22 protein-coding genes, 2 pseudogenes and 2 riboswitches are annotated in these 24,153 nt (G+C 38.4%); of the genes and pseudogenes, 19 read left to right on the forward strand and 5 right to left on the reverse strand.

Annotated features, from left to right (window positions below):
• Window positions 1-4: 4 nt before the first annotated feature.
• Window positions 5-811, reverse strand: coding sequence for a YqhG family protein (locus ABDZ91_RS20395; protein ID WP_343803396.1), 807 nt, complete (start codon window positions 809-811; stop codon window positions 5-7).
• Complete coding sequence (locus ABDZ91_RS20400) at window positions 792-2,480, reverse strand: DEAD/DEAH box helicase (RefSeq protein ID WP_343803399.1); 1,689 nt, start codon at window positions 2,478-2,480, stop codon at window positions 792-794. Before ABDZ91_RS20400 ends, ABDZ91_RS20395 begins: the two co-directional genes overlap by 20 nt.
• Before the next feature lie 147 nt (window positions 2,481-2,627).
• Window positions 2,628-2,738, forward strand: a riboswitch (glycine riboswitch).
• 2 nt (window positions 2,739-2,740) lie between these two features.
• Window positions 2,741-2,847: riboswitch (glycine riboswitch) on the forward strand.
• A gap of 151 nt (window positions 2,848-2,998) precedes the next feature.
• On the opposite strand from ABDZ91_RS20400, the gene gcvT reads away from it, so the two are divergent.
• From gcvT to ABDZ91_RS20420, 4 genes are all read left to right on the forward strand, one after another.
• Window positions 2,999-4,099, forward strand: a complete 1,101-nt coding sequence (gcvT, locus tag ABDZ91_RS20405; RefSeq protein ID WP_343803402.1) for a glycine cleavage system aminomethyltransferase GcvT — start codon at window positions 2,999-3,001, stop codon at window positions 4,097-4,099.
• Window positions 4,100-4,115: 16 nt separating this feature from the next.
• The gene (gcvPA, locus tag ABDZ91_RS20410; RefSeq protein WP_343803405.1) at window positions 4,116-5,465 is read left to right on the forward strand and encodes an aminomethyl-transferring glycine dehydrogenase subunit GcvPA; all 1,350 of its coding nucleotides are present in this window, start codon (window positions 4,116-4,118) and stop codon (window positions 5,463-5,465) included.
• Entirely contained in the window at window positions 5,458-6,918 is a 1,461-nt protein-coding gene (gene gcvPB / locus ABDZ91_RS20415) for an aminomethyl-transferring glycine dehydrogenase subunit GcvPB (protein ID WP_343803407.1), read from the forward strand. Before gcvPA ends, gcvPB begins: the two co-directional genes overlap by 8 nt.
• 216 nt (window positions 6,919-7,134) lie before the next feature.
• Window positions 7,135-8,862 carry a methyl-accepting chemotaxis protein gene (locus tag ABDZ91_RS20420; RefSeq protein ID WP_343803410.1) on the forward strand — a complete coding sequence of 576 codons (1,728 nt, stop codon included), beginning with the start codon at window positions 7,135-7,137 and terminating at the stop codon, window positions 8,860-8,862.
• 80 nt (window positions 8,863-8,942) lie between these two features.
• On the opposite strand, the gene ABDZ91_RS20425 is transcribed toward ABDZ91_RS20420, so the two are convergent.
• Window positions 8,943-9,737 (reverse strand): AAA family ATPase, encoded by a 795-nt coding sequence (locus ABDZ91_RS20425; RefSeq protein WP_343803413.1) that lies wholly within the window; start codon window positions 9,735-9,737, stop codon window positions 8,943-8,945.
• Window positions 9,738-9,801: 64 nt separating this feature from the next.
• Window positions 9,802-10,176: a rhodanese-like domain-containing protein gene (locus ABDZ91_RS20430; protein WP_343803416.1), complete on the reverse strand. Its 375-nt coding sequence runs from the start codon at window positions 10,174-10,176 to the stop codon at window positions 9,802-9,804.
• A 195-nt stretch (window positions 10,177-10,371) separates the two neighbouring features.
• Between ABDZ91_RS20430 and ABDZ91_RS20435 the strand changes: the two genes are divergently transcribed.
• The 4 genes and pseudogenes from ABDZ91_RS20435 to ABDZ91_RS20450 all read left to right on the forward strand — a co-directional run bounded on the left by ABDZ91_RS20435 (window position 10,372) and on the right by ABDZ91_RS20450 (window position 15,535).
• Window positions 10,372-11,208, forward strand: a complete 837-nt coding sequence (locus tag ABDZ91_RS20435; RefSeq protein WP_343803419.1) for a lipoate--protein ligase family protein — start codon at window positions 10,372-10,374, stop codon at window positions 11,206-11,208.
• A gap of 327 nt (window positions 11,209-11,535) precedes the next feature.
• Window positions 11,536-12,972: pseudogene (locus ABDZ91_RS20440) on the forward strand (vitamin B12-dependent ribonucleotide reductase); the annotation flags it as partial.
• A gap of 247 nt (window positions 12,973-13,219) precedes the next feature.
• Window positions 13,220-14,338 (forward strand): annotated as a pseudogene (locus ABDZ91_RS20445) (vitamin B12-dependent ribonucleotide reductase); the annotation flags it as partial.
• Between the two features lie 312 nt (window positions 14,339-14,650).
• Window positions 14,651-15,535, forward strand: a complete 885-nt coding sequence (locus tag ABDZ91_RS20450) for a patatin-like phospholipase family protein (protein ID WP_343803423.1) — start codon at window positions 14,651-14,653, stop codon at window positions 15,533-15,535.
• Between the two features lie 17 nt (window positions 15,536-15,552).
• Here the strand turns inward: ABDZ91_RS20450 and ABDZ91_RS20455 are convergent, their stop codons facing one another.
• Window positions 15,553-15,936 (reverse strand): SA1362 family protein, encoded by a 384-nt coding sequence (locus tag ABDZ91_RS20455; protein WP_343803426.1) that lies wholly within the window; start codon window positions 15,934-15,936, stop codon window positions 15,553-15,555.
• Window positions 15,937-16,200: 264 nt separating this feature from the next.
• Here ABDZ91_RS20455 and ABDZ91_RS20460 point away from each other — a divergent pair, with 264 nt between their 5' ends.
• The 11 genes from ABDZ91_RS20460 (at window position 16,201) to spoIIIAG (ending at window position 24,152) form a co-directional block, all read left to right on the forward strand.
• The gene (locus ABDZ91_RS20460; protein ID WP_343803429.1) at window positions 16,201-16,728 is read left to right on the forward strand and encodes a YqhR family membrane protein; all 528 of its coding nucleotides are present in this window, start codon (window positions 16,201-16,203) and stop codon (window positions 16,726-16,728) included.
• Window positions 16,729-16,803: 75 nt separating this feature from the next.
• On the forward strand, window positions 16,804-17,232 hold the full coding sequence (gene aroQ / locus ABDZ91_RS20465; RefSeq protein ID WP_343803432.1) for a type II 3-dehydroquinate dehydratase: 429 nt from the start codon (window positions 16,804-16,806) through the stop codon (window positions 17,230-17,232).
• A gap of 14 nt (window positions 17,233-17,246) precedes the next feature.
• Window positions 17,247-18,308, forward strand: coding sequence for a M24 family metallopeptidase (locus ABDZ91_RS20470; protein ID WP_343803435.1), 1,062 nt, complete (start codon window positions 17,247-17,249; stop codon window positions 18,306-18,308).
• Between the two features lie 23 nt (window positions 18,309-18,331).
• Window positions 18,332-18,889 (forward strand): elongation factor P, encoded by a 558-nt coding sequence (gene efp / locus ABDZ91_RS20475; RefSeq protein WP_343803438.1) that lies wholly within the window; start codon window positions 18,332-18,334, stop codon window positions 18,887-18,889.
• A 556-nt stretch (window positions 18,890-19,445) separates the two neighbouring features.
• A complete protein-coding gene (gene spoIIIAA / locus ABDZ91_RS20480; RefSeq protein WP_343803441.1) occupies window positions 19,446-20,369 on the forward strand; it encodes a stage III sporulation protein AA in 924 nt (307 codons plus the stop codon).
• Window positions 20,370-20,885, forward strand: coding sequence for a stage III sporulation protein SpoIIIAB (gene spoIIIAB, locus ABDZ91_RS20485; RefSeq protein WP_343803444.1), 516 nt, complete (start codon window positions 20,370-20,372; stop codon window positions 20,883-20,885).
• Window positions 20,886-20,902: 17 nt separating this feature from the next.
• On the forward strand, window positions 20,903-21,106 hold the full coding sequence (gene spoIIIAC, locus ABDZ91_RS20490; protein WP_343803447.1) for a stage III sporulation protein AC: 204 nt from the start codon (window positions 20,903-20,905) through the stop codon (window positions 21,104-21,106).
• 83 nt (window positions 21,107-21,189) lie between these two features.
• Window positions 21,190-21,579, forward strand: coding sequence for a stage III sporulation protein AD (gene spoIIIAD / locus ABDZ91_RS20495; protein ID WP_343804253.1), 390 nt, complete (start codon window positions 21,190-21,192; stop codon window positions 21,577-21,579).
• 40 nt (window positions 21,580-21,619) lie between these two features.
• A complete protein-coding gene (gene spoIIIAE / locus ABDZ91_RS20500) occupies window positions 21,620-22,819 on the forward strand; it encodes a stage III sporulation protein AE (protein ID WP_343803450.1) in 1,200 nt (399 codons plus the stop codon).
• A gap of 13 nt (window positions 22,820-22,832) precedes the next feature.
• Window positions 22,833-23,459, forward strand: a complete 627-nt coding sequence (gene spoIIIAF / locus ABDZ91_RS20505; RefSeq protein ID WP_343803453.1) for a stage III sporulation protein AF — start codon at window positions 22,833-22,835, stop codon at window positions 23,457-23,459.
• Window positions 23,460-24,152 (forward strand): stage III sporulation protein AG, encoded by a 693-nt coding sequence (gene spoIIIAG / locus ABDZ91_RS20510; RefSeq protein WP_343803456.1) that lies wholly within the window; start codon window positions 23,460-23,462, stop codon window positions 24,150-24,152.
• Window position 24,153 lies beyond the last annotated feature (1 nt).

Here is a 24,153-nt window from a genome sequence, read left to right on the forward strand (position 1 = left end):
CTGTTTAATTTAATTGTTGTGTAAATTGTTCAGTTAAGTAATAGAGGCCACCGTTAATTACATCTACCTGTACAATCGGTTCAAATTGTTCTTGGATGGCTTGTTTTTCTTTATAGTAAGTTTCGGGGTATTCATCTAGTCCCTCATAGAAATGGTCTAATAATTTCTGGTCTTGCTCCCATCTTTCACGTGCTTCTTTCGCCCACGTATCATCTTGTCCCTGTACATGCTGTTCAATTAACTGTTTAATCCGATTCATTCCACTCTGTGGTTTAATGATAGGTGAAAGCGTAAAGGAGAAATCAGGAATTTTCGTGGACATATCTAGCCTTTCAATGGAATAATGAAAGTCCTTTACCATTTTTCCTGAAATCAGATGTAATCCAATCGAGTGAAACTCATCTCGTTTTCGGTCACACTGATAAGACACCTTAATATTTAAGCCTAGCCATGGATGCAGCGGGATATGTTGTTGGGTGGTGCCTTTGACGGTTTGAAAAAGACGAACAAAGGAAGACAGCTTTTTCGTCACCTGAAAAATCTGATGGAGTCTAGGTGAGCCAAAATGAATCAACTCTCCCTTTAATTCTTCAGGAGCCATTTTTTGATCAGTAATAAAAGTAACCTTCATGGGGTTTGGTACGCCACCAGTTTTTTCTAAGTAGTGCCAATAAAATGGTCTGTTCATCAACTCTTTATCCATATCAATCGTAAGCTGGATTGTTAGATGACCAGGGCTTTCTTCAGCTAGTTCACATTGATTTAAAAGGAAAAACCTTTTTAAATATTGTTTAATTTCCGCTTGCTGCATGCTGAGATTCACCTCTCTTCATCGAATCTGCAAACTCGACCATGGATTGAAGGTTTTCGAGCTTAATTTTCATTTCACCCTCATTCGCAGATTGGCCAAAAATGTCTTCTAAGTGATCCTCAATTTTTCCAAATTCCATTCGAGTCAGGATATCATCTAACTCACCTACAATTCGCTCGAACAGTTGGATTTTTTCGTATAACAGTTTTAAAATATGCTCTTCCACCGTTCCTTTAGTTGCGAAGTTATATATCTTTACATCTTGTTCTTGTCCGAGTCGATGAATCCTTCCGATTCTTTGTTCAAGACGCATCGGATTCCATGGGAGGTCAAAATTGATGATATGGTGACAGAATTGAAGGTTAATCCCTTCTCCACCTGCTTCTGTAGCAATCAAGACATCGGCTTGATTTTTAAATAGCTCTTTCATCCAATCTTTTTTACCACGTTTAAAGCCACCTCGGAAAGGCACAGACTTAATTCCATGTTGCTTAAAGAACCATTGTAAATAAAGCTGAGTTGCTCGATATTCAGTAAAAATAATGACTTTATCATTGATTTCTTTTATTAGCTTTAGTGCTTGTTCAGCTTTTGAGTTCGTTTGAATGGCCTGAATTTTTTCCATTAAGCTAGAGACTCTTGTTTGTAGCAATTCACTTGGTTCTTCTTGTTTTTTCAGCATATTGCAGAGAGTGTAATAGACGGCTTCTCTACTTGAACATGCTTCTCGCTGTAGAGTCACTACTGAAAACCCGCTTCCAGCAGCTAAAGAATCATCACTTCGCAAATGTGTTACAGAATCATATAAGTCTTGTTCTTCCGGTGTAAGGGTAATTGGGACTGTTTCTACGTGGCGTTTCGTCCATTCAATACCTGTGTCTGACCTGCGATTTCGAATCATGACCTTGTTCACTAATTCTTTTAAGTGTGCATCACTATTGAGAGAGCGTGCATCCTGATTGTAGTTTTCCATAAAATCAGCAAGGCTCCCTAGATGGCCAGGTTTTAGTAGTGAGACTAAATTAAAGATTTCTTCAATTTTATTTTGAATGGGGGTTGCAGTTAAAAGTAAACAAAACTTCTTTTTTAATTGCTGTACAAATTCATAGTTTTTGGTTTTATGATTTTTTAATTTATGAGCCTCGTCAATAATGACCATGTCATATTGGAGGTCTAATATTTTTTCGCGATGTGGAGACCGTTTTGCGGTATCTATAGATGTGATCATTACATCTACTTGGTCCCAAGCATAGCTCTTTCTATGAATAATGGCTGGTATATAAAACTTCTGATTTAACTCTTGAGACCATTGGGATACAAGTGAAGCAGGAACGAGAATAAGAACCTTCTTGACTAAACCTCTAATCATATACTCTTTCAAAATGAGTCCAGCTTCAATTGTTTTTCCTAGACCGACTTCATCTGCCAAAATTGCTTTACCGTTCATATGTTCAACCACTTGCTTTGCAACTTCCAGTTGGTGTGGTAGGGGAGTTAGGTTTGGTAGAAACCTAGGGGCTTGAAGTCCTTCAAAGCTAGGAATAGAGGTATGATGCTCTGACTCGAGAGCAAGCTTTAGCATATCCCAGCTACCCCAAGGCCCGTCATCATCCAATCTTTTTAAGAAGTCTTCTTGCCAATTTTGCTTCCAAACAAGCTTCCAATCCATATGTCTGTTCCTCCTCAAAAATGATTGATTCCCTCTCCTTTAGATGATAGGATTGTAGTAGCTTCGAAAGTTTTTTGAATTCTACAACGTGTCTTTTGAACAACATTATCTAGTATGTCCAAAAGCCAAACTTTTTAATATATGCGAATGACAGCAAGGGGAGAGACCACACAGAAAAGAGAAATCGTGATCTGATGTGGCGCCGAAGGAGCAAGCGGGTTTCGTGAATCTCTCAGGCAAAAAGACTTTTGCTCGACGCAGCTCTGGAGAGTGCCTTTCATTGGATAGAACTTATTCCAAGAATGGCCACCAAAGAGGAAACCCGTGAACTCGATTCACGGTAAACTTTCAGGTTCCAGGACAGAGCCTTCTCATTAAAAATGGGATGGCTCTTTTTTCTTGTTCTTTCAGAATAGTTAAAATTATTCCAAAATAGTTAACAAGTTAAAAGGGCTAGTAGGATTCAAGGAGCTTTTATTCTTATAAATTTTTAAAACGTTTACAAGGGAGGAACTAATATGTCTGCTTTAAAACGTACACCCCTTTTTGAATCGTACGGTGGAGCCAAAACGATTGATTTTGGAGGCTGGGATTTACCTGTTCAATTTTCTAGCATAAAAGAAGAGCATGAAGCTGTTCGAACAAAAGCTGGATTATTTGATGTTTCTCACATGGGCGAAATCACAGTAAAAGGTCCTAATAGTCTAGCATACTTGCAAAAACTATTAACCAACGATGTTTCAAAAGTTAAACCTGGAGGAGCACAATATTCTGCTATGTGCTACGAAGATGGTGGGACAGTTGATGACCTTCTAGTTTATATGTTGGATGAAAACGACTATCTATTAGTTGTAAATGCTTCTAACATTGAAAAGGACTATGAATGGATGCTTACGCAAAAATTCGGAGATGTTGAGATTGAAAACGTATCTGAAACTCTCGCTCAATTGGCCATCCAAGGACCAAAAGCAGAGGAGATTCTTCAAACAATCGTGGAAGGTACGAACCTTGCAGATATTCGTTTCTTTAAGTTCAGAGAGAACGTACAAGTTGCAGGTGTATCTTCTTTAGTTTCTAGAACAGGTTATACTGGTGAAGATGGTTTCGAAATATATTGCCATGCAAACGACGCAGCTTCCCTGTGGAATGCTATCATACAAGCGGGTGAACCATTTGGCTTAGTTCCTTGTGGATTGGGTGCACGTGACACATTACGCTTTGAAGCAAACCTTCCTTTATACGGACAAGAATTATCAAAAACAATCACCCCGATTGAGGCTGGGATTGGTTTTGCCGTTAAGGTTCAAAAAGAAATGGACTTTAACGGAAAAGAAACTTTAAAGAAACAAAAAGAAGAAGGACCAGCTCGTAAACTTGTTGGAATTGAAATGGTAGACCGTGGCATTCCACGAACTGGTTATCCTGTGTATGCACAAGATGAACAAATCGGTGAAGTGACAACAGGTACGCAATTACCAACATCAAAAAGAAATGTTGGAGTTGCTCTTGTGAATGCGGAACATTCTGAAGTAGACCAAGAGCTATTTGTTGAAATCCGTGGTAAAAAAGTGAAAGCAGTAGTTGTTCCATTACCTTTTTACAAAAGACCGAAGAACTAAAAGGGGTGTATATACCATGAAGCATCGTTACTTACCAATGACTGAACAAGATCAAAAGGAGATGTTAGCAGCAATCGGTGTTGATTCTGTTGACGCTCTATTCGAAGACATTCCTGAAAAGGTTCGTTTTAACCGTGAATACAATATTAAAAAAGCAACTAAAGAGCCAGAACTAACAAAAGAACTACTTGCATTAGCTGGTAAAAATGCGAACTTAAAGGATTACGCATCTTTCCTTGGGGCGGGTGTGTATGATCACTACATCCCTTCTATTGTAGACCATGTAATCTCTCGTTCTGAATTTTATACCGCTTATACGCCATACCAACCTGAAATTTCACAAGGTGAACTTCAAGCTATCTTTGAATATCAAACGATGATTTGTGAATTAACAGGAATGGATGTAGCCAACTCATCTATGTATGATGGTGGTACAGCTTTAGCTGAAGCTGCGATGTTAAGTGCAGGACAAACTAGAAGAAAGAAAGTGCTTGTCTCTAGTGCAGTACATCCAGAATCAAGAGCTGTTTTAAGTACGTACGCAAAAGGACAATACATTGAAGTTCAAGAGATTCCCACAAAAGATGGTGTAACAGATGTTGACGCACTTAAAGAAATGGTGACGGATGAAGTAGCAGCTGTTATTGTTCAGTACCCAAACTTCTTCGGTCGAATTGAATCACTTCAAGAGATGTCCGATCTAACACATGAGCAAAAGGCATTATTCGTTGTATCTAGTAACCCATTAGCACTGGGTGCTCTTACACCACCGGGCCAATTTGGAGCAGATATTGTCATCGGAGATGCGCAACCGTTTGGTATTGCAAGTAACTTTGGTGGTCCACACTGTGGTTATTTTGCCGTAACAAATAAGTTGATGAGAAAAGTTCCTGGTAGATTAGTAGGACAAACGGTTGATGAAAATGGCAAACGAGGTTTCGTTTTAACTCTTCAAGCTCGTGAGCAACATATACGTCGTGACAAAGCGACTTCAAATATCTGTTCAAACCAGGCTCTTAATGCACTTGCTGCTTCTGTTGCCATGACAGCTTTGGGTAAAAAAGGTGTGAAAGAGATGGCTTGGGCGAATATCCAAAAAGCTCATTATGCGAAACAACAGTTAAAAGCTAATGGTGTTAATGTGGTTTGGGAAGGACCAAACTTCAACGAATTTGTAGTTGAACTTCCTATTTCTGTGAAAGAAGCAAACAAGAAGCTACTTGATAAAGGAATGATCGGTGGTTATGACCTAAGTCGTGACTACAGCGACCTAGACCGTCATATGCTGGTAGCTGTCACTGAAATTCGTACAAAAGAAGAAATTGACAACTTTGTTTCTGAACTGGGGGTTATTCAAAATGGCTAATCAAGAGTTAAAGTTAATTTTTGAACAATCGAAGCCTGGTCGTATTGGCTTTAGTTTACCAGAATTGGATGTACCCGCAGTTAGCGAGGAAGAGCTAATTCCGGAAAGCTATATTCGTAAAGACGAACCAAATCTTCCAGAAGTTGCTGAATTAGATATCATGAGACACTACACAGCTCTTTCTAAGCGCAATCATGGTGTCGATTCCGGATTTTATCCTCTAGGTTCTTGTACGATGAAATACAATCCAAAAGTAAACGAAGATGTAGCTCGTTACGCTGGATTTGCTCACGTTCACCCTCTTCAAGAAGAAGAGACTGTTCAAGGTGCAATGGAGCTTATGTATGACCTCCAAGAACATTTAAAAGAAATCACAGGTATGGATGAAGTGACCCTTCAACCTGCTGCAGGAGCTCATGGTGAGTGGACTGGATTGATGATGATTCGTGCTTTCCACGAAGCAAATGGAGACACAAATCGTACAAAGGTTATCGTTCCTGACTCTGCACATGGAACAAACCCTGCATCTGCTACTGTAGCTGGATTAGAAACCATTACAGTTAAGTCAGATGAAAATGGACTTGTTGATTTAGAAGATTTGAGAAGAGTAGTAGGGGAAGATACGGCAGCTCTTATGCTAACAAACCCAAACACTCTTGGACTATTTGAAAAGAATATCCTAGAGATGGCTGAGATTATTCATGGTGCAGGTGGTAAGTTGTACTATGATGGTGCTAACCTGAATGCGGTTCTTTCAAAGGCACGCCCTGGCGACATGGGATTTGACGTTGTTCACTTAAACTTGCATAAAACCTTTACAGGGCCACATGGTGGTGGTGGACCAGGTTCAGGTCCAGTAGGAGTAAAAGCAGATCTTATCCCATTCCTACCGAAGCCAGTTCTTGTAAAGAAAGACGAAAAGTTTGTATTTGAATACGATCGTCCTCAATCCATTGGTCGAGTGAAGCCTTACTACGGTAACTTCGGTATCAACGTTCGTGCTTACACGTACATCCGCACAATGGGTCCAGATGGACTAAAAGCAGTAACGGAAAATGCAGTATTAAATGCAAACTATATGATGAGAAGACTAGCGCCTTACTTTGACCTTCCATACGACCAACATTGTAAGCATGAGTTCGTATTAAGTGGTAAGCGTCAAAAGAAACTAGGTGTTCGTACGTTAGATATCGCGAAGAGACTATTAGACTTCGGTTACCATCCACCAACCATCTACTTCCCATTGAATGTGGAAGAGTGTATGATGTTTGAGCCAACTGAGACTGAGTCAAAAGAAACGCTAGATGACTTCATCGAAGCTATGATCCAAATCGCAAAAGAAGCAGAAGAAACACCAGAGGTTGTGCAAGAAGCACCTCATACAACTGTTATTAAGCGTCTGGACGAAACAATGGCTGCTAGAAAGCCAGTGTTGCGTTACATGGCAGAATAAATAGAAGGTTAAATTCCTTTTTTCCTACAATACAGTTAAATAACACGTAAATTTGCGGCCCCACTCGTTTGGAGTGGGGCTGCTTTTTTTGTGGTCATTTTAATCATAATGCCAAGTTTACTGGAAACAAACTTTACAGGTCCTTTACACTTCATTAACATTGTTCCATTATAATTTTTTCTAGAAGGAAATAATTATATATTCGGGGGTTTTTTTTTGAAGAAAGCAAGTTCGCATAACATCAGTCAAAAAGAAAATATTGGAGATTTACTTAAAAGCTTTTTAAAAAGGTTAAATCTGAGCACCCGTTTGTTCTTACTATTTGTGATTCTATTCATTTCGTCTATTGTTATAGTAGGCGTTAGCTCTTATATGAAAGCGAAAGAGTTGACGATGGAATCAATTGAAAATAGGTTGGTTAGAGAAGTCGAATTAATGGGGTATATAACACAAAACTTGAAGTTTGTTTATGTTAGTGATGAAGATTATTTTATGCAGCAGGTTGAAGTGAATATCCGTCAACAGCAAAGCAAACTTGAAACAGATGGAATCAAGTCAGAATTTTTTTACATAAAGAATAATGAAGTAGTTCCTTCAAAAATAAGTGAAGGGGAAGTTCCTGCCTTTTCAAAGGAGTTTATAACTAATATAGCTACATCCAAAAATGGAGTATTACATGAGAGTATAGACAATAAGGATTATACAATCGTATTTCAAGATATGGAACAAATTAACGGTATTTACGTTATGCTTATTCCAACACATTCCTATATGGAAGACGTTAGTCAAATGGGATACTTTACATTATTCGTTATATTGGTTAGTACTATAATCATCTCTATTTTAATCATTCTATTTGTAAGGACATTAACTAAGCCACTTAATACGTTGCGTAAAACAATGCTTGAAGTTCGTGACGGGAACTTAAACCCTTCAGTGGAAATCAATACAACAATACCAGAGATTATATCCTTACATGAAAGTTATAATGCGATGATTGGGCAAATGAGTGAAATACTTTTTGAACTAAAGAGTACAACAATAGAAGTAGAAACAAAAGGAAAGGAATTAAAGGACTCTTCAAAATATAACCTCGAATCTAGTCGACAATTAATTTCTGCAATTGATGCTGTTCGACTGGGTGCAGAACAGACAGCTAGTAGTTCAGATATTAATGTAAATAGTTTTAGAACAATGAAATATCAGATAGTAGAAATGATGAATAATATGAAAGAAGTTTATAAAAGTTCAGAAAATATGAACCTCTCCTCAAAACGTGGTGAGAAAAATATGACTGAACTAATTTCAATGATTCATACCTTTGAAAAGGATTTCGACCAATTGACCCAAACTATTAAAGATGTTAACGATTATTCATTTTCTATTACAAAACTAGTTGAGTTAGTAAAAGGAATTGCAGAGAGAACGAAACTATTAGCCCTTAACGCAACAATAGAAGCTGCACGAGCAGGTGAATCTGGAAAAGGGTTTGCTGTAGTAGCAAGCGAGGTACGAAAATTAGCAGAACAATCAGCCAACGCTACTTTAGAAATTTCTAAGACAATATCAAGTATGGAGGCTGTTACAGTTGGAGCTACACAAGAGTTTGAACAAATTCTTACCAAAATAAACGGAACTTTATCAACAGCAAATGAATCGAAATATTCAATTGCTGAAATGATGCAAGAAATTTCTAGTGTTAGTACTAAATTAGAAGGAATGCAAGAAGAACTAAAAGGTCTTGAAAGTCTATTGCCGGACCTAGAATTAGCTGCAGATAGCTTTTCTACGGTGTCTCAGGAGACATTAGAAAGAACGGAGGAAATGCTTACCGTTAGTGTGAACCAGGTTAGATATTTAGAGGAAACAGATATGATTGGTTTAAAGCTTAATCAGTTATCTAATTCACTATCTAATTTAACTCAAAAATTTAAAGTCGATTAAAGGGTTATCTCTTTTGGTTGCAAAATGCTCAGGGCATTATTGCTCCGAGCATTTTTATGTTAATTTATTTATTATTTTCATTACAAATGTCTAAGGAACCTTTCAGGGGCTTCTAAAAATTGTTTGGTCAGTTGAACATGTTCCAGTTCCTCAAACTCCCTTTCCATCAACCCATCATCTTCTAAAGAATATATTTGAGCATTCGGCGTCGCCATTAGAATAGGAGAATGGGTTGAAATGATAAACTGACTCCCTTCCTCAACTCCTTCTAAGAGCATTCTAATAAAGGCCATTTGTTTAATAGGAGATAATGGGGCTTCCGGCTCATCGAGTATGTACAGACCACGTGGATGAAGCTGAGACCTGAAGAAATCCAAAAATTTTTCTCCGTGAGAGCGGACGTCTAATCCATCCCCATATCTTTGCTTCAAATCATACAGTGTTCTGTTATGTGGTTGGGATGCTAACCCTTTTACATAATCAGATCTGTCTTTGTAGTCAACTTCAATTCTTTTTAGTTCTGCTTCAGCTTCTTCAATCATGGTGCGTACTCTTCTCGAAAAAGATATGAAGTCCTCTGCTCGAAGAAAAAAGCCACGGTTTGTTTTCGTTTTATACGTTGCTTTGAAGGTTTTGGCTAAATCCTGGCCAGCTCTCATATCATGGTTGTTATCTATATCGTTCGCACCTATAAGATTTCGATTGGTGACGCAGGCAAGACCGTTTAAAAGGGTTGACTTACCAGTTCCATTTTCTCCAACCAAGATCGTTACGGGTGATTCAAAATTTAGTAAAGACAACTGTGAGAATATTGGTAATGAATGAGGATATTGTGTTTGATTTGTTGGTTTGTATTGAATGGATGTCAAAAACAAGTTAACCTCTCCCTATATGTAAAGAAAAAACCTTCAGTTGTACGCTGAAGGTTTTCTAAGTTAGTTAATTTTTATGCTTGATTTTACCTGACCATTTTTTAAATCCGCCTTGAAGATGGCTAAGGTCACGATAGCCTTTTCGATACAACGTACGAGCTGCACGACCACTACGAGCGCCACTTTGGCAGTATAGATAAACAGGTTTATCCGGACGAATTTCTTTCATTCTCATTTTTAACTGAGATAGAGGTATGTTTCTAGCACCTAAAATATGTCCACCTTCATATTCTTTCGGTTCACGTACATCAATCAATTGAGATTTACGGTAACCGGAAATAAACTCATCTTGTGTAAGAGTTTTTACGATTTTCTTTTGTGTAAAGTAGTTGAATAATGTGTAAGCAATAATTGCTCCTAACACGACGAGCAAAGCGATCATGAAAAAGTCCCCCTTCAAACTCTCTAAGACAAAATATCACTAAAAACTATTATATAGTGGTACAAAAAAAAGAGCAAAGGAATCGTTATATTTTTGTTTTTTCGCCAATGTTTGATAGACTAAAGAGCGTGAAGTTTTACATAATAGGTATAATCCAATAGATGAAAAAGGTTTGTAGAAAGAGGAGAAACAGCAATGACAAAGGAAACATGGCGATTTATTGACACAGGTTTTCAATCACCTTCTTATAATATGGCACTAGACGAGGCTCTATTAGACTGGAATAGTGAAGAGAAAATTCCACCGACCATTCGGTTTTATGGTTGGAATCCTCCAACCCTATCGGTAGGATATTTTCAAAAGGTTGAAAAGGAAATTAACATGGCTGCTGTAAAAGAGTTCGGATTGGGATTTGTAAGAAGACCAACTGGTGGTCGAGGAGTTCTTCATGAGCATGAACTTACGTATAGTGTCATAGTTTCAGAAGATCATCCTGAGATGCCAGCTTCCGTTACCGAAGCATACCGTGTGATCTCTGAAGGAATTTTACAAGGCTTTCGCAATTTAGGGTTAGATGCCTATTTTGCTGTTCCTCGCACAGATGAAGAGAAAGCAGCGCTTAAAAATCCACGGTCTTCTGTTTGCTTCGATGCCCCAAGCTGGTATGAGCTTGTGGTGGAGGGGAGAAAAGTGGCTGGAAGTGCCCAGACCAGACAAAAAGGGGTCATTTTACAGCACGGGTCAATCTTGCTTGACTTAGATGAAGATAAACTGTTTAGTTTATTTAATTATCCAAGTGATAGAGTCAAAGAAAGAATGCAAAAAGCCTTTAAAAATAAAGCTGTAGCAATCAATGAAATTTCTAGTAGACGAATTGAATTAGAAGAGGCTAAAGAGGCTTTTAAAAAGGGATTTGAAGAAGGCTTGAATATTACATTAGAAGAATACACCTTAAGTGATGAGGAAGACGCTTTTGTACGAAAGCTTGCTAAGGAACGCTATGAAAGTGACGATTGGAACTTTAAGCGATAATAGTATATGAAAGAGGGCCATACTCTGAAGTGGAGGATGGTTCTCTTTTACTTTTGGATATCTTTTCCACAGTTGAGAACGAACGAAAATTTTCTTGCAACCATCAAAATAATGGATTATTTAGGTAAATCATTTCTTATCTCTATGAATCTCTTTTTTTCTCCATTTTCTACTCTTTCTTTCGTTTGACAAAATCCGACGATTATGGATAAATCACAATATATAGTATGAATAAAAAATAGTTAATACTATATATTGTAATGAGAGAATCTATTATGATATGGTAATAGAGAACTTAATAGTAAAGAAAAGAGAGGGAGCTGAAGTATGCTTGCGACCGAAAATAAAAAAATGGTCAATGTTGAGAGGTTAAACAAGGACATTGCGATTTTTCCTCCAGTGCACCCTATAACACCTGAGATGAAAACAACACATAGAGGGGTATCGAGGCTGGTCATGCTCGATCGTTATTCCTTTAAAGACACCGAGAAAATTACCTTAACCGAAGGAGATTTTGTCGTTTTAACGATAAAAGAAGATCCCAAGTTTCCAGCTAGAGGATTAGGCTACATAGAATCTATTAACTGGGAAGAGAAGAAAGCAACGGTATATGTGGAAGATGAATATCGTGGAGTGTTGGAAAAAGAAGATGAAATTCAAACCGGATTGATTGTTCGCTCCTTAGACGTTATTGAAAAGCCACTAGAAATCTATTACGAGCAAATTGCGAAACGAGTGGCGGCTGGATTATCGTCAGTCGAAGTAACAGAAGAAAAGCAAAATGAGTGGTTTGAAAAGTTCTACTCTGAGCTAGCATCCATGAACTTTGTACCAGCTGGACGTGTGTTATATGGAGCTGGTTCCGAAACGGAAGTTACCTACTTTAACTGTTATGTGATGCCTTTCGTTCAAGATTCTCGTGAAGGAATCTCTGAACATCGTAAACAAGTAATGGAAATCATGAGCCGTGGTGGAGGAGTTGGAACGAACGGTTCCACACTAAGACCACGTAACACCCTGGCTAAAGGCGTAAATGGAAAATCATCTGGATCGGTTTCTTGGTTGGATGATATTGCGAAGTTGACGCATTTGGTGGAGCAGGGTGGTTCGCGCCGTGGCGCTCAAATGATCATGATGTCTATTACGCATCCGGACATCATCGAATTCATCATCTCAAAAATGCAAAATCCAAGAATACTTCGATTCTTGATTGAAAATACAAAAGATGAACAAATCAAAAAAGCTGCACAGGACAAGCTCAAGTTCACTCCTTTCACTGAGCAAGAAAAAGCGATGTATCAAAGCATAGTGAACTACAAGGGTATACCTGGATACGGTGGATTTTCCGAAGCAATTATCCGTGATGCTGAAGAGAAATTAAAAACAGGTGGAACATACGCTGTACACAATCCAGAGTTTTTAACAGGTGCAAACATCTCCGTTTGTTTAACGAATGAGTTTATGGAAGCAGTTGAAAACAATGATGTATTTGCGCTTCAGTTTCCTGATGTAGAATCTTATAACCAAGAAGAAATGATGATTTACAACGAACAGTGGCATGAAGTTGGAGACGTCCGTGAGTGGGAAAAACGTGGCCATAAAGTTCGAACATATCGCAAAATCCAAGCTCAAGAGCTTTGGAACTTAATTAACATTTGTGCTACTTACTCTGCTGAGCCGGGCATTTTCTTTATTGATAATGCGAATGAAATGACGAATGCTAAGAGCTATGGACAGCAGGTTGTAGCGACGAATCCGTGTGGTAGAGTGGCTTAAATTGCCTCACGTAAAAAACTGCGGAATGAAGCGGGGAAACCTGAGATGGCAACCCGAACCGAAGGCTGATGGTAAAAAGTCAGTCAGGGGCAACGCATACGAACTGAACCTCATAGTTGAGAATATAATGTTCGCACGAGGCCGCAGCACCAATAGGTGAAAAGATATGCTGAGCTTACAGGAACTCAACTGTAAGAACTAACGGATAAAAAGCCGTTAGGATAACAATTAACTGGAACAACCACTTGCACCATATTCAGTCTGTAACCTTGCAGCGGTTAACTTAGCTGAGATGGCTGATAAAGAAACCAAAACTGTGAACTTTGACAAATTAAAGCGCACGGTTGAAATCGGAACAAGAATGCAAGATAACGTTATTGATGCAACACCTTATTTCTTAGAGGAGAATAAGAAGCAAGCACTTGGTGAACGCCGGGTTGGACTTGGCGTCATGGGCTTACATGATCTTCTCATCTACTGTGAAACAGAGTATGGTTCTGAAGAAGGAAACAAACTTGTAGATGAAGTATTCCAAACGATTGCTGAAACAGCATACAGAACTTCAGTTGAGATTGCCAAAGAAAAGGGAAGCTTCCCATTCTTGGTTGGCGAAAACGAAGTAGAAACCAACCGTCTAAGAAATGCTTTCACAAACACAGGCTTTATGAAAAAAATGCCTGAAAATGTGAAAAAGGATATTGAAGAATATGGAATTAGAAATTCGCATTTGTTGACTGTGGCTCCTACGGGAAGCACCGGGACAATGGTTGGGGTATCAACAGGTCTTGAACCTTACTTCTCTTTCTCATATTTCAGAAGCGGTCGCTTAGGTAAGTTCATTGAAGTGAAAGCGGACATCGTTCAAGAATATCTTGATGCAAATCCAGGAGCAGATCCAAACAATCTACCGCACTGGTTTGTATCCGCAATGGAGCTTTCTCCAGAAGCTCACGCTGACGTACAATGTATCATCCAAAAGTGGATTGATAGTTCGATCAGTAAAACCGTTAACGCACCAAAAGGCTATACAGTTGAACAAGTGAAAAAAGTATATGAGCGCCTTTACAAAGGTGGAGCAAAAGGTGGAACGGTATATGTCGATGGTAGCCGTGATGCTCAAGTTCTTACATTAAAAGCAGAAGAAAACAGCTTCGAGGAGCAATTAGAGCTTCTCGAAGAAGAACCGAAAAAAGTGGTACTTGTTGATACCATTCAAGACCTGAGATCAACAAGCGTTACGATCGGTTCAGAAGTTGGTAACACATGCCCGGTTTGCCGTAAAGGTACGGTAGAAGAAATCGGAGGATGTAACACATGTACGAACTGTAATGCGCAATTAAAGTGTGGATTATAAAATGATTGAGAACCGTCCTTATTATCAGGGCGGTTCTTTGTATTTCCGAGGAATTGTGCCCCGAAAACCGGAAATTCATCAATTTGGGTAACAATACTCGAAGTATCGTTCCCGTAAAACTGTAATTCCATCAATTTAAGTAACAATACTCTAAGTATCATCCCCGTAAAAATTGGATTTCATCATTTAAGGTATCAATACTAAACGGAACCATCGCCAACACACTCCTTGGCTCCCCAAAAATAAAAATGGTCTAAATCCCCCACCTCCCCATTAAAAATGTACCAAGAGATTTTTTTAGGAGTGGGGCCGGTGTACATTGACGGAGTATTTTCAGGTGGTGGCATTAAAGGATTTGCTCTTATCGGTGCTTATGAGGCAATTGAAGCTCGAGGGCTTCAATTTAAACGCTTAGCAGGAACGAGTGCAGGGTCAATTGTGGCTGGCCTGATAGCAGCAGGGTATACCAGCCAAGAAGTCTATCAACTTCTTGATGAATTAGACGTAAAGAAACTCCTGGATGAAAGAAAAAGCTGGTTACCAGGGCCACTAGCCAAATGGCTCCATCTATATTGGAAACTAGGATTATATAAAGGCAAATATTTAGAAATATGGTTAGAGGAAAAGCTACGAATAAAAGGAATAAGGACGTTTAAAGACTTACCTCCACAGACCCTAAGAATCATTGCATCCGATCTCAGCAACGGTAAAATGCTAGTTTTACCTGATGACTTAGAAAAATACGGAATCCCTTGGTGGTCCTTCTCGGTTGCGAAGGCCATCCGAATGAGTTGCTCTCTTCCCTTCTTTTTTGAACCTATAAAACTTTATACTGGGGACGGCACAAACATTATTGTAGACGGAGGGGTATTAAGTAACTTTCCGATGTGGCTATTTGACAAGGAGAATGTAAAAAAGGTCCGACCTGTTCTCGGAATTAAATTAAGTGAAAGCTTCCAAGACCATGAAAGACATCAGATAAACAATGGGATTCAAATGTTTGAAGCCATATTTGAAACCATGAAAGATGCTCATGATGCTCGTTATATTTCTAGGAAGCATGAGAAAAATATAATCTTTATTCCAACTAAGGGTGTCCTTACAACAGAATTCAATCTATCTGAAAAAGATAAACTAGCACTTATTCAATTAGGAAAAGATCGTGCAGCAGAATTTTTAAAAAGATGGGCATACTAAAAGCCTCTTTCTAGTAATTAGAAGGAGGCTTTATCTTTTTTCTTCCCCTTTTTACCTTCTATCACGGTTAAGTGAGAAGCTGCCGATTTCTTTTTTGTATGAATAGCCTTTTTAAAGCTTGATTTAGAGAGGGAGCGGTTTTTTTGATTGCTTTGTTCTTCACGCATTTTCATCCGTTTCTTGGATTGCTTAGCGGCCTTCATAAATGCTTGGTGTTCTTTACGGTTACGCGTTCCAGTACCTCTAAACCTTGTAACGATAAAAATAAAAAGTGCAGCCATTAGCACTGTAATGAGCAAGCTTCTAAAAAGCTGAGACGGATCTGTAAGTAGAAAGCTCATAACCCCAAGGATTGCTAATGCGATTAGACTATAAAACAACCATTTCTTCCATGGACTCAAGAAAGCCACCTCCTTACAAGCATGTTAGGCTTTTTTTAACCATTTTAAACGTATAATCATTCTTTTATGCAAGTTCTTTACAATCTGGCGTATTCTTTTTCATAAAAATGACTTTCTAATGTAAAGAAATAAAACTTATTTGAGTTCAGAGTTTACATTGTTCTTAAGTCTATTTTACAGGAGAACGTTAAATTCCTCCATAGAAAACCGCAAAATGAAAATGTTTCAAATGATGTTGGACATACTATAGTTGGAGGTGTTTATATGTCAGAGAATACTGAAGAAAAAAAGAAGGATCCTAAACTAGAGCAAAACAAAAAAGAAGAGCCGATGTCTCTCGTTGCCATGTCTGCTGTTATTGGGTTATGTGGGGGCTTATTCTGGAGTCTAGTTGGTTATCTTGCCTATTGGTTTTCTTTTACTGAAGTTAGTCCCAGAGTTGTTCTAGAACCAATTGCTGTTGGCGACTGGAAAAATTCCTGGCTTGGTGTGGTCATTTCACTTGGTATGTTGTCAGTGTTTTCAATGGGCGCAGCATTAGTATATTATGTCGCGTTAAAGAAGTTTAAACGAATGTGGATAGGGATTGCCTATGGTCTGCTCCTCTTTGGTGTTATCTTTTTCATATTAAATCCAATCTTCCCTAGTATAAAACCGATTCGTGATATCGATTGGTATACATGGGTTACAAGTGCTTGTTTATATGCACTATATGGTCTATTTATTGGATATTCTATTTCATATGAAGCAAATGAGATGAGAGTTGAAAAAGAAACTGAGGTTTCACACTAATGCATAGATGTTTCAAAATAAGAAAGTATGTTAGAATGTTCTTAATTGAACATTCTTTTTTACATAGGAGAGCATATGAAACGAATTGTGGTTTTAAACGGTCCAAATTTGAATCTGCTTGGTAGCAGGGAAGTTTCCGTATATGGTTCGACCACACTGAAGGATATTGAAAATAGTTTAAGGGATTTAGCAGATACTAATGGTGTGGAATTGGACTTTTGGCAGTCCAATCATGAAGGTCAGATCATTGATTGGTTGCATGATAGTAATTCGGAAGAGACAATTGGTGTCATAATCAATCCTGGAGCCTTTACTCACTATAGTTATGCCATCCGGGATGCAGTGGCTGCTATTCGTCCACCTGTTATTGAAGTACATATTTCGAATGTTCATGCGAGAGAGAGCTTCCGACACCATTCCGTCATTGCACCGGTTTGTGAAGGTCAAATTTTGGGTTTAGGAGTTAAAGGGTACAAGCTAGCATTTCAATCATTTTTTCTATAGGGGGAGGCAGTTTTATGGAAAAGGTACAAAAATTTCAATCCATACTTAGCCAACATGGTGTAGATGGAATGCTGATTACTAGTACACACAATAGAAGATATCTATCTAACTTTACTGGATCAGCAGGAGCAGTTCTAATAACAGAAGATAAGGCATTATTTATCACTGATTTTCGCTATGTGGAACAAGCTGGAAAACAATGTGAAGGTTTTGAAGTAGTTCAGCATAGTGCTTCTATCCATGCAGAAGTTGGGGAACAAGCTAAAAAGCTAGGGATTCAAAAACTAGGATTTGAAGAGCAACACGTGACATTCTCTGAATATAAGCTACTTCAAAATAATGTAGATGCGGAACTGGTTCCTGTATCCAATGCGGTTGAAAAGTTGCGCTTGATTAAGTCTGAGGCAGAGATTAAGATATTAAAGGATGCAGCAGACATTGCAGATGCTGCTTTTAAGTATATACTAGATGTGATTAAACCTGGGAAAACTGAACTCGAAGTTTCGAATGAGTTAGAGTTTTTCATGAGAAAAAGTGGAGCAACATCTTCATCTTTTGATATTATTGTTGCATCTGGTGCACGTTCAGCACTACCACATGGTGTAGCTAGCGATAAAGTAATTGAAAAGGGCGACTTTGTAACCCTTGATTTTGGGGCACTTTATAAAGGATACGTTTCGGATATTACGAGAACAGTGTCAGTGGGAGAGCCTGCTGCTGAGTTGAAAGAAATATATGATATCGTATTAGAATCCCAGCTCCGCTCCATGGATGGTATAAAGCCAGGTATGACTGGTAAACAAGCTGACGCCATTGCAAGAGATTATATTACAGAAAAAGGTTATGGGGAATACTTTGGACATTCATTAGGTCATGGAATTGGACTTGAAGTTCATGAAGGACCAGGACTTTCTTTCCGTTCAGACATAGTATTAGAACCAGGCATGGTTGTTACTGTGGAACCTGGAATCTACCTTCCAGGTAAAGGTGGAGTCAGAATTGAAGATGACACAATCATAACAAAAGATGGAAATGAGACATTAACACATTCTACAAAGGATTTAATCATCCTATAGTTTGAATTTATGGAGGAAACAAAATGATTTCGGTAAACGATTTTAAGACTGGATTAACAATTGAAGTAGACAATGGGATTTGGCAAGTAATCGAATTCCAACATGTTAAGCCTGGTAAGGGAGCTGCCTTTGTTCGTTCTAAACTACGTAACTTGCGCACAGGAGCCGTGCAAGAAAAGACGTTCCGTGCAGGTGAAAAAGTAAGTAAAGCTCACATTGAAAATAGAAAAATGCAATATTTATATGCAAATGGAGATCAACACGTATTCATGGATAATGAATCTTATGATCAAATTGAACTTCCATCAACTCAAATCGAATACCAATTAAAATACCTTAAAGAAAATATGGAAGTATCTATTATGATGTTCCAAGGTGAAACACTTGGAGTTGAGCTTCCAAATACAGTTGTGCTTGAAGTTGTAGAAACTGAGCCTGGTATTAAAGGTGATACGGCATCTGGAGGATCTAAACCAGCTACATTAGAAACGGGTCTAGTTGTAAACGTGCCTTTCTTTATAAACCAAGGTGAAAAACTAATCATCAACACAACAGATGGTACGTACGTATCTCGTGCATAATTTATTGACAACATTCAAAAAGAGTCCTGCGGGGCTCTTTTCTTTGTTGATAATGGCTAAATTTTTGGGATAGCTGGACTGCGCAACTGGGGTAAAATCAATATTAACAGGAGCTGCATTCAAAATGTGCAGGGGTTAACCCTCTTTGCGTGCCCTCTATTAACGTTTCATTTCTCATCAGGTCATGATAAATTCATTTGCGTGCCCTCCATTAACGTTTCGTTTCTCATCAGGTCACGACAAGACTTTTTGCGCTCCTTCCATTAACGTTTCATCTCCCATTAGGTCACGTTAACTTCCCTCGATTATTCTTTCATCTCTCAACCGTACACGTTTCCCCCTTTATGTCATCTTCTATAATTGTTTTCATAATGAGCCCAACTCAGCGCTTTCTACTAGTGACCATTTACAAATAATATATTGGTCTCCTCCACTCTACCATTCCAAAAACTAGACTCCTCTACTTTTTATATCATTCCAAGAAAATGCTAGTCATAAAGTGGCCAAGTAGGCATACATTGAAGTAACAGAGGCTCTAGGTAAAGGAGGAATAGTCTTGGAATCCATTGTAGCTTGTTTGCCTAGAAACATTGCAGAACAAATCACAAGAATCCCTCAACAAGTCCAGAAGGAAATGGAAGAAATTAGAATAAGAGTAGATCGCCCGATTGAGATTTGTGTAAATGGCACGGCCTCCTTTCTACCCTACTATTCAACAGCCGAAGATGCCCTTCATTTGCTGGATAAAATCAGTCACTTCTCTATGTATACATTGGAAGAAGAACTAAAACGTGGCTACATAACAATAGAGGGTGGCCATCGAGTTGGGTTGGCAGGGAAAGTCATACTAGAAGGCGGAAAAGTAAAGGCAATTCGAGACATTTCATCTTTTAATATACGTATTGCCCGAGAAACGATTGGTATTGCGAATCCGTGGATTCCTTACCTTTATAACCAAGAGAAATGGTACCATACCATGATTATCGGAGCTCCTCAGTCTGGAAAAACAACGCTTTTGCGTGACATAGCTCGTTACATCTCTTCAGGGAGTAACAACAATACGATTCGGCCATATAAAGTGGGTATTGTAGATGAACGCTCTGAAATAGCTGGGTGTATGAACGGGATTCCCCAATTGCAATTTGGACCAAGAGTAGATGTTTTAGACGCTTGTCCAAAAGCAGAGGGCATGATGATGATGATCCGATCAATGAGTCCAGAAGTTCTCATTGTTGATGAAATAGGAAGAAATGAGGATACAGAAGCTATTCTAGAAGCAGTCAATGCAGGAATCCAGTTGATGATGACGACACATGGATATTCATTTGAAGAAGTGATAAACCGGCCCTCCATGGCCCCGATCATGAAACAACAAATTATCCAAAGGTATCTAGTTCTATCTAAGAAAGAGAATAAAAGAACAGTAACGGTCCTTAATGGAAAAGGGCAACCCGTTTTAAAGAAAGTGAGCGTGACATAAGTGGTAAAGCTTCTAGGTGCTGTATTTATTCTTGCGGCGACAACTTGGACTGGCTTCGAGGCATCACGGCATTTAAACGAACGCCCAAGACAGCTAAGACAATTAAAAGTGGCTCTTCAATCATTAGAAGCAGAGATTATGTTTGGTCATACACCGTTGCACGAAGCAGCCAGAAAACTCTCGAAACAGCTTGCCAAACCCTTAAATTGGTTGTTTGAAATTTTTGCTGAGAAGTTGATTGAAGAAGAGACAACCGTCCGAGATGCATGGATACAGAGTTTAGATGAAATATGGAAAAGTACGGCTCTTAAACAAGGAGAATACGAGATTCTGCTTCAGTTTGGAGAAACGCTAGGAAGACATGACCGGTATACACAGCAAAAACAAATATTATTAGCCATTACACATTTAGAGCGAGAAGAATCAGACGCCAGAGACCGACAAAGTAAATATGAAAAAATGGTAAAAAGCTTAGGGTTCTTATCAGGACTATTATTGATTGTTCTACTGATATGAGAATGGAGGATCTAGATATGGGGATTGAAGTCGATGTCATATTTAAAATTGCAGGGGTAGGTATTGTCGTAGCTTTTTTACACACGATATTGGACCAGGTTGGAAAAAAGGAGTATGCCCAATGGGTTACGCTCTTTGGATTCATCTATATTTTATTTATGGTTGCCTCAATTGTGGATGATTTATTTGAGAAAATAAAATCTGTTTTCCTGTTTCAATAATTGAAATGTTTTTAATGCTGGTGGAGAAACCCCTTCTCCAAAAAAGGGGCCACCGTTAGTTTGGACAAGAGGTGGGATGCGCCATTGATATTTTAAAAATTGTAGCGATTGCCCTTATATCTACCTTTTTAGCACTTTTACTCAAGGAACAAAAGCCTAACTTTGCATTTCTATTTATTGTTTTTGTAGGATGCATGATCTTCTTATTCCTTGTCGATGAGATTTACCGTATTATCCGCATGATTGAAAAAATTGCAGTCAATGCCAATGTCAATCTTGTATATGTAGAGACGATTTTGAAAATTATTGGAATTGCCTATATTGCTGAGTTTGCTGCTCAAATATCAAAGGATGCAGGAATGGGAGCGATTGCTTCAAAAATTGAGCTAGCAGGAAAGGTCTTAATTCTGGCAATGGCGGTACCTATACTTACTGTTCTCATTGAAACCATTATCGGTCTAATTCCAGCCTAGATTTTGAACTGTACCCCGTACTAAATAGAGGTGACAAAAGATGAAGCAAAAGCTATTGACCGTTCTTCTCATTCAGTTGATAGGGCTAGTTTGGATTAGCTCATCTGCTTTAGCTTCAAATGAGAAGGAAGTATTAGAAAATGAACAAGATCAACCTGAAATGATTGAAGAACAATTGGACAAGCTTGGAATTGACGAACTAGTTCAGTACTGGGATCATCTTGTAAATGAATATGGTGGTTTTTTACCAGAGAGTCAAAAAGGTAGTTTAGTAGAGTTCATAAAAGGTGAAAAAGAATTTTCTATCAAAGAATGGTTTAGCGCGTTCTTACGATTTATGTTTCATGAACTAATCGTCAATGGAAAGCTTTTAGGTATGCTGATTCTATTAACGGTATTTAGTGTTTTCCTTCAATCCCTACAGAATGCATTCGAGTCCGGAACCGTAAGTAAGGCAGCCTATGCGATTGTTTTTATGGTATTGATCATCTTGGCATTAAATAGCTTCCATGTCGCCATTCAGTATACAAAAGATACGATTGAAACTATGATTCATTTTACCTTGGCGTTAATCCCAATTTTACTTGCGTTAATGGCCACTTCAGGCGGAATCATATCAGCTGCTTTATTTCATCCTTTAATTGTTTTTCTCATGAATACAAGTGGAATTTTTATCAACGCTGTCGTACTACCTCTATTGTTTTTATCAGCTATTTTGAGCATTGTTAGTACCCTATCCGACCAGCATAAAGTGACCCAACTAGCACAATTGCTCAGAAATTGGAGTATTGGCTTGTTAGGGATTTTCATGACTGTATTTTTGGGTGTTATTTCAGTACAAGGGGCAACAGCTGCAGTCTCAGACGGGGTTGCTATTCGAACAGCCAAATTTTTAACAGGCAATTTTATACCTGTTATTGGCCGAATGTTTACAGATGCCGCTGATACAGTCATCAATGCTTCTGTTCTATTGAAAAACACAGTGGGGATTGTGGGAGTCGTCCTTTTACTAGTTATTGCAGCTTTTCCTGCATTAAAAATATTGATTATTGCATTTATATATAAGTTTGCCGCGGCACTCCTTCAACCTTTAGGTGGAGGTCCGGTCATTAAATGCTTAGACATTATTAGTAAAAGTATGATCTACATTTTTGCATCACTAGCTATCGTTTCTTTTATGTTCTTTTTGAGTGTAACAATTATGATTGCAGCTGGAAATATCACTCTTATGGTGAGGTAAGAGGAGGGGGATTATGAGTTTTCTAACTCAGTGGATAACAAACATCATTATTTTTATTCTTTTAGCCATTGTCATTGATTTACTACTCCCCAATTCAAATCTTAAGAGATATACCAAAATGGTGACGGGTCTATTACTCATTACGATTATTTTATCCCCGTTGTTTCAACTGTTTAATCAGGATTTCAATCAAATCATGGAAAACATGGATTTAGAAGAGTACGTCAGCGCAGAAGAAATAAAAAATCAGATAGATTTTAAGAAAAAAGAAATACAAGCATCTAATCGTGCATATACATTAGAACACATGGCTGTCCAACTAGAAGAAAGTGTGAAGGAGGAGTTGATGACACAGTACGGTTTAGAAATAAAAAAGATAAACATTCAAGCACAAAACTTGGACGAACTTTCAAACGAACCCAATATACAATCTGTGTTCATTTCACTTAAGGAGAATGATGTTCAAGAGAGCGATACGATACCAGTCGTAGAAATAGTTGAAATTGATACTGAAAAGCCATCAGATAAGCAGACATCTCCTTCTGAAGATGAAAAGACAATAAGAACTCTACTTTCTGAAAAATGGAGCTTGGATCCAGAAGTAATAGAGGTTGATATTGAAAGGGGGAATGAGGGCTAGATGAATAATGATAAAGGTCCTCTTACCTGGATAAAGAAATGGCTGCAAAAACTAGAGTCAAGCTCTGATAGGGAAGAGGCCAAAAAACCTTCAAAATATCAGTATTTATTGATTGTGCTACTTGCAGGTGTAGCCATTATGCTGGTTAGTAATGTGCTTACTGCTGAGAGCAAACCTGAGGGACAGTCAACATTAACATTCAGTAATGGAAAAGAATCTGATTCTACTGAGGATGTAGAAACATTAGGGCAACAAAAGGACAGTGGCAAACAAGTTACAATGAGTGATTTTGAGAGAATGTACGAAACACAGATAAAGGATGCATTGGATCAAATTGTTGGTGTTAGCGATGTCACGGTTGTAGTGAATGTTGCATCGACAGCAGCAAATGTTTATGAAACCAATCGGGTAACCCAAAAACAAACGACAGATGAGACAGATCGACAGGGGGGAAAGCGCACTGTTGAAGATTCCTCTGTTGATGAACAAATTGTAATTATTAGAGATGGTCAAAAGGAAGTTCCGTTGCTCTATAAAACGGAAAAGCCTGCGGTAAAAGGTGTGTTGGTGGTAGCAAGAGGAGCTGAAAATATTCAAGTGAAACAGTGGATTATTGAAGCTGTTACAAGAGTATTAGATGTTCCCATTCATAGGGTAGCAGTTATGCCAAAAAAATCTAAGGGGGATTCTTAAT

Source organism: Bacillus carboniphilus, assembly GCF_039522365.1.
GTDB lineage: Bacteria > Bacillota > Bacilli > Bacillales > JC228 > Bacillus_BF > Bacillus_BF carboniphilus.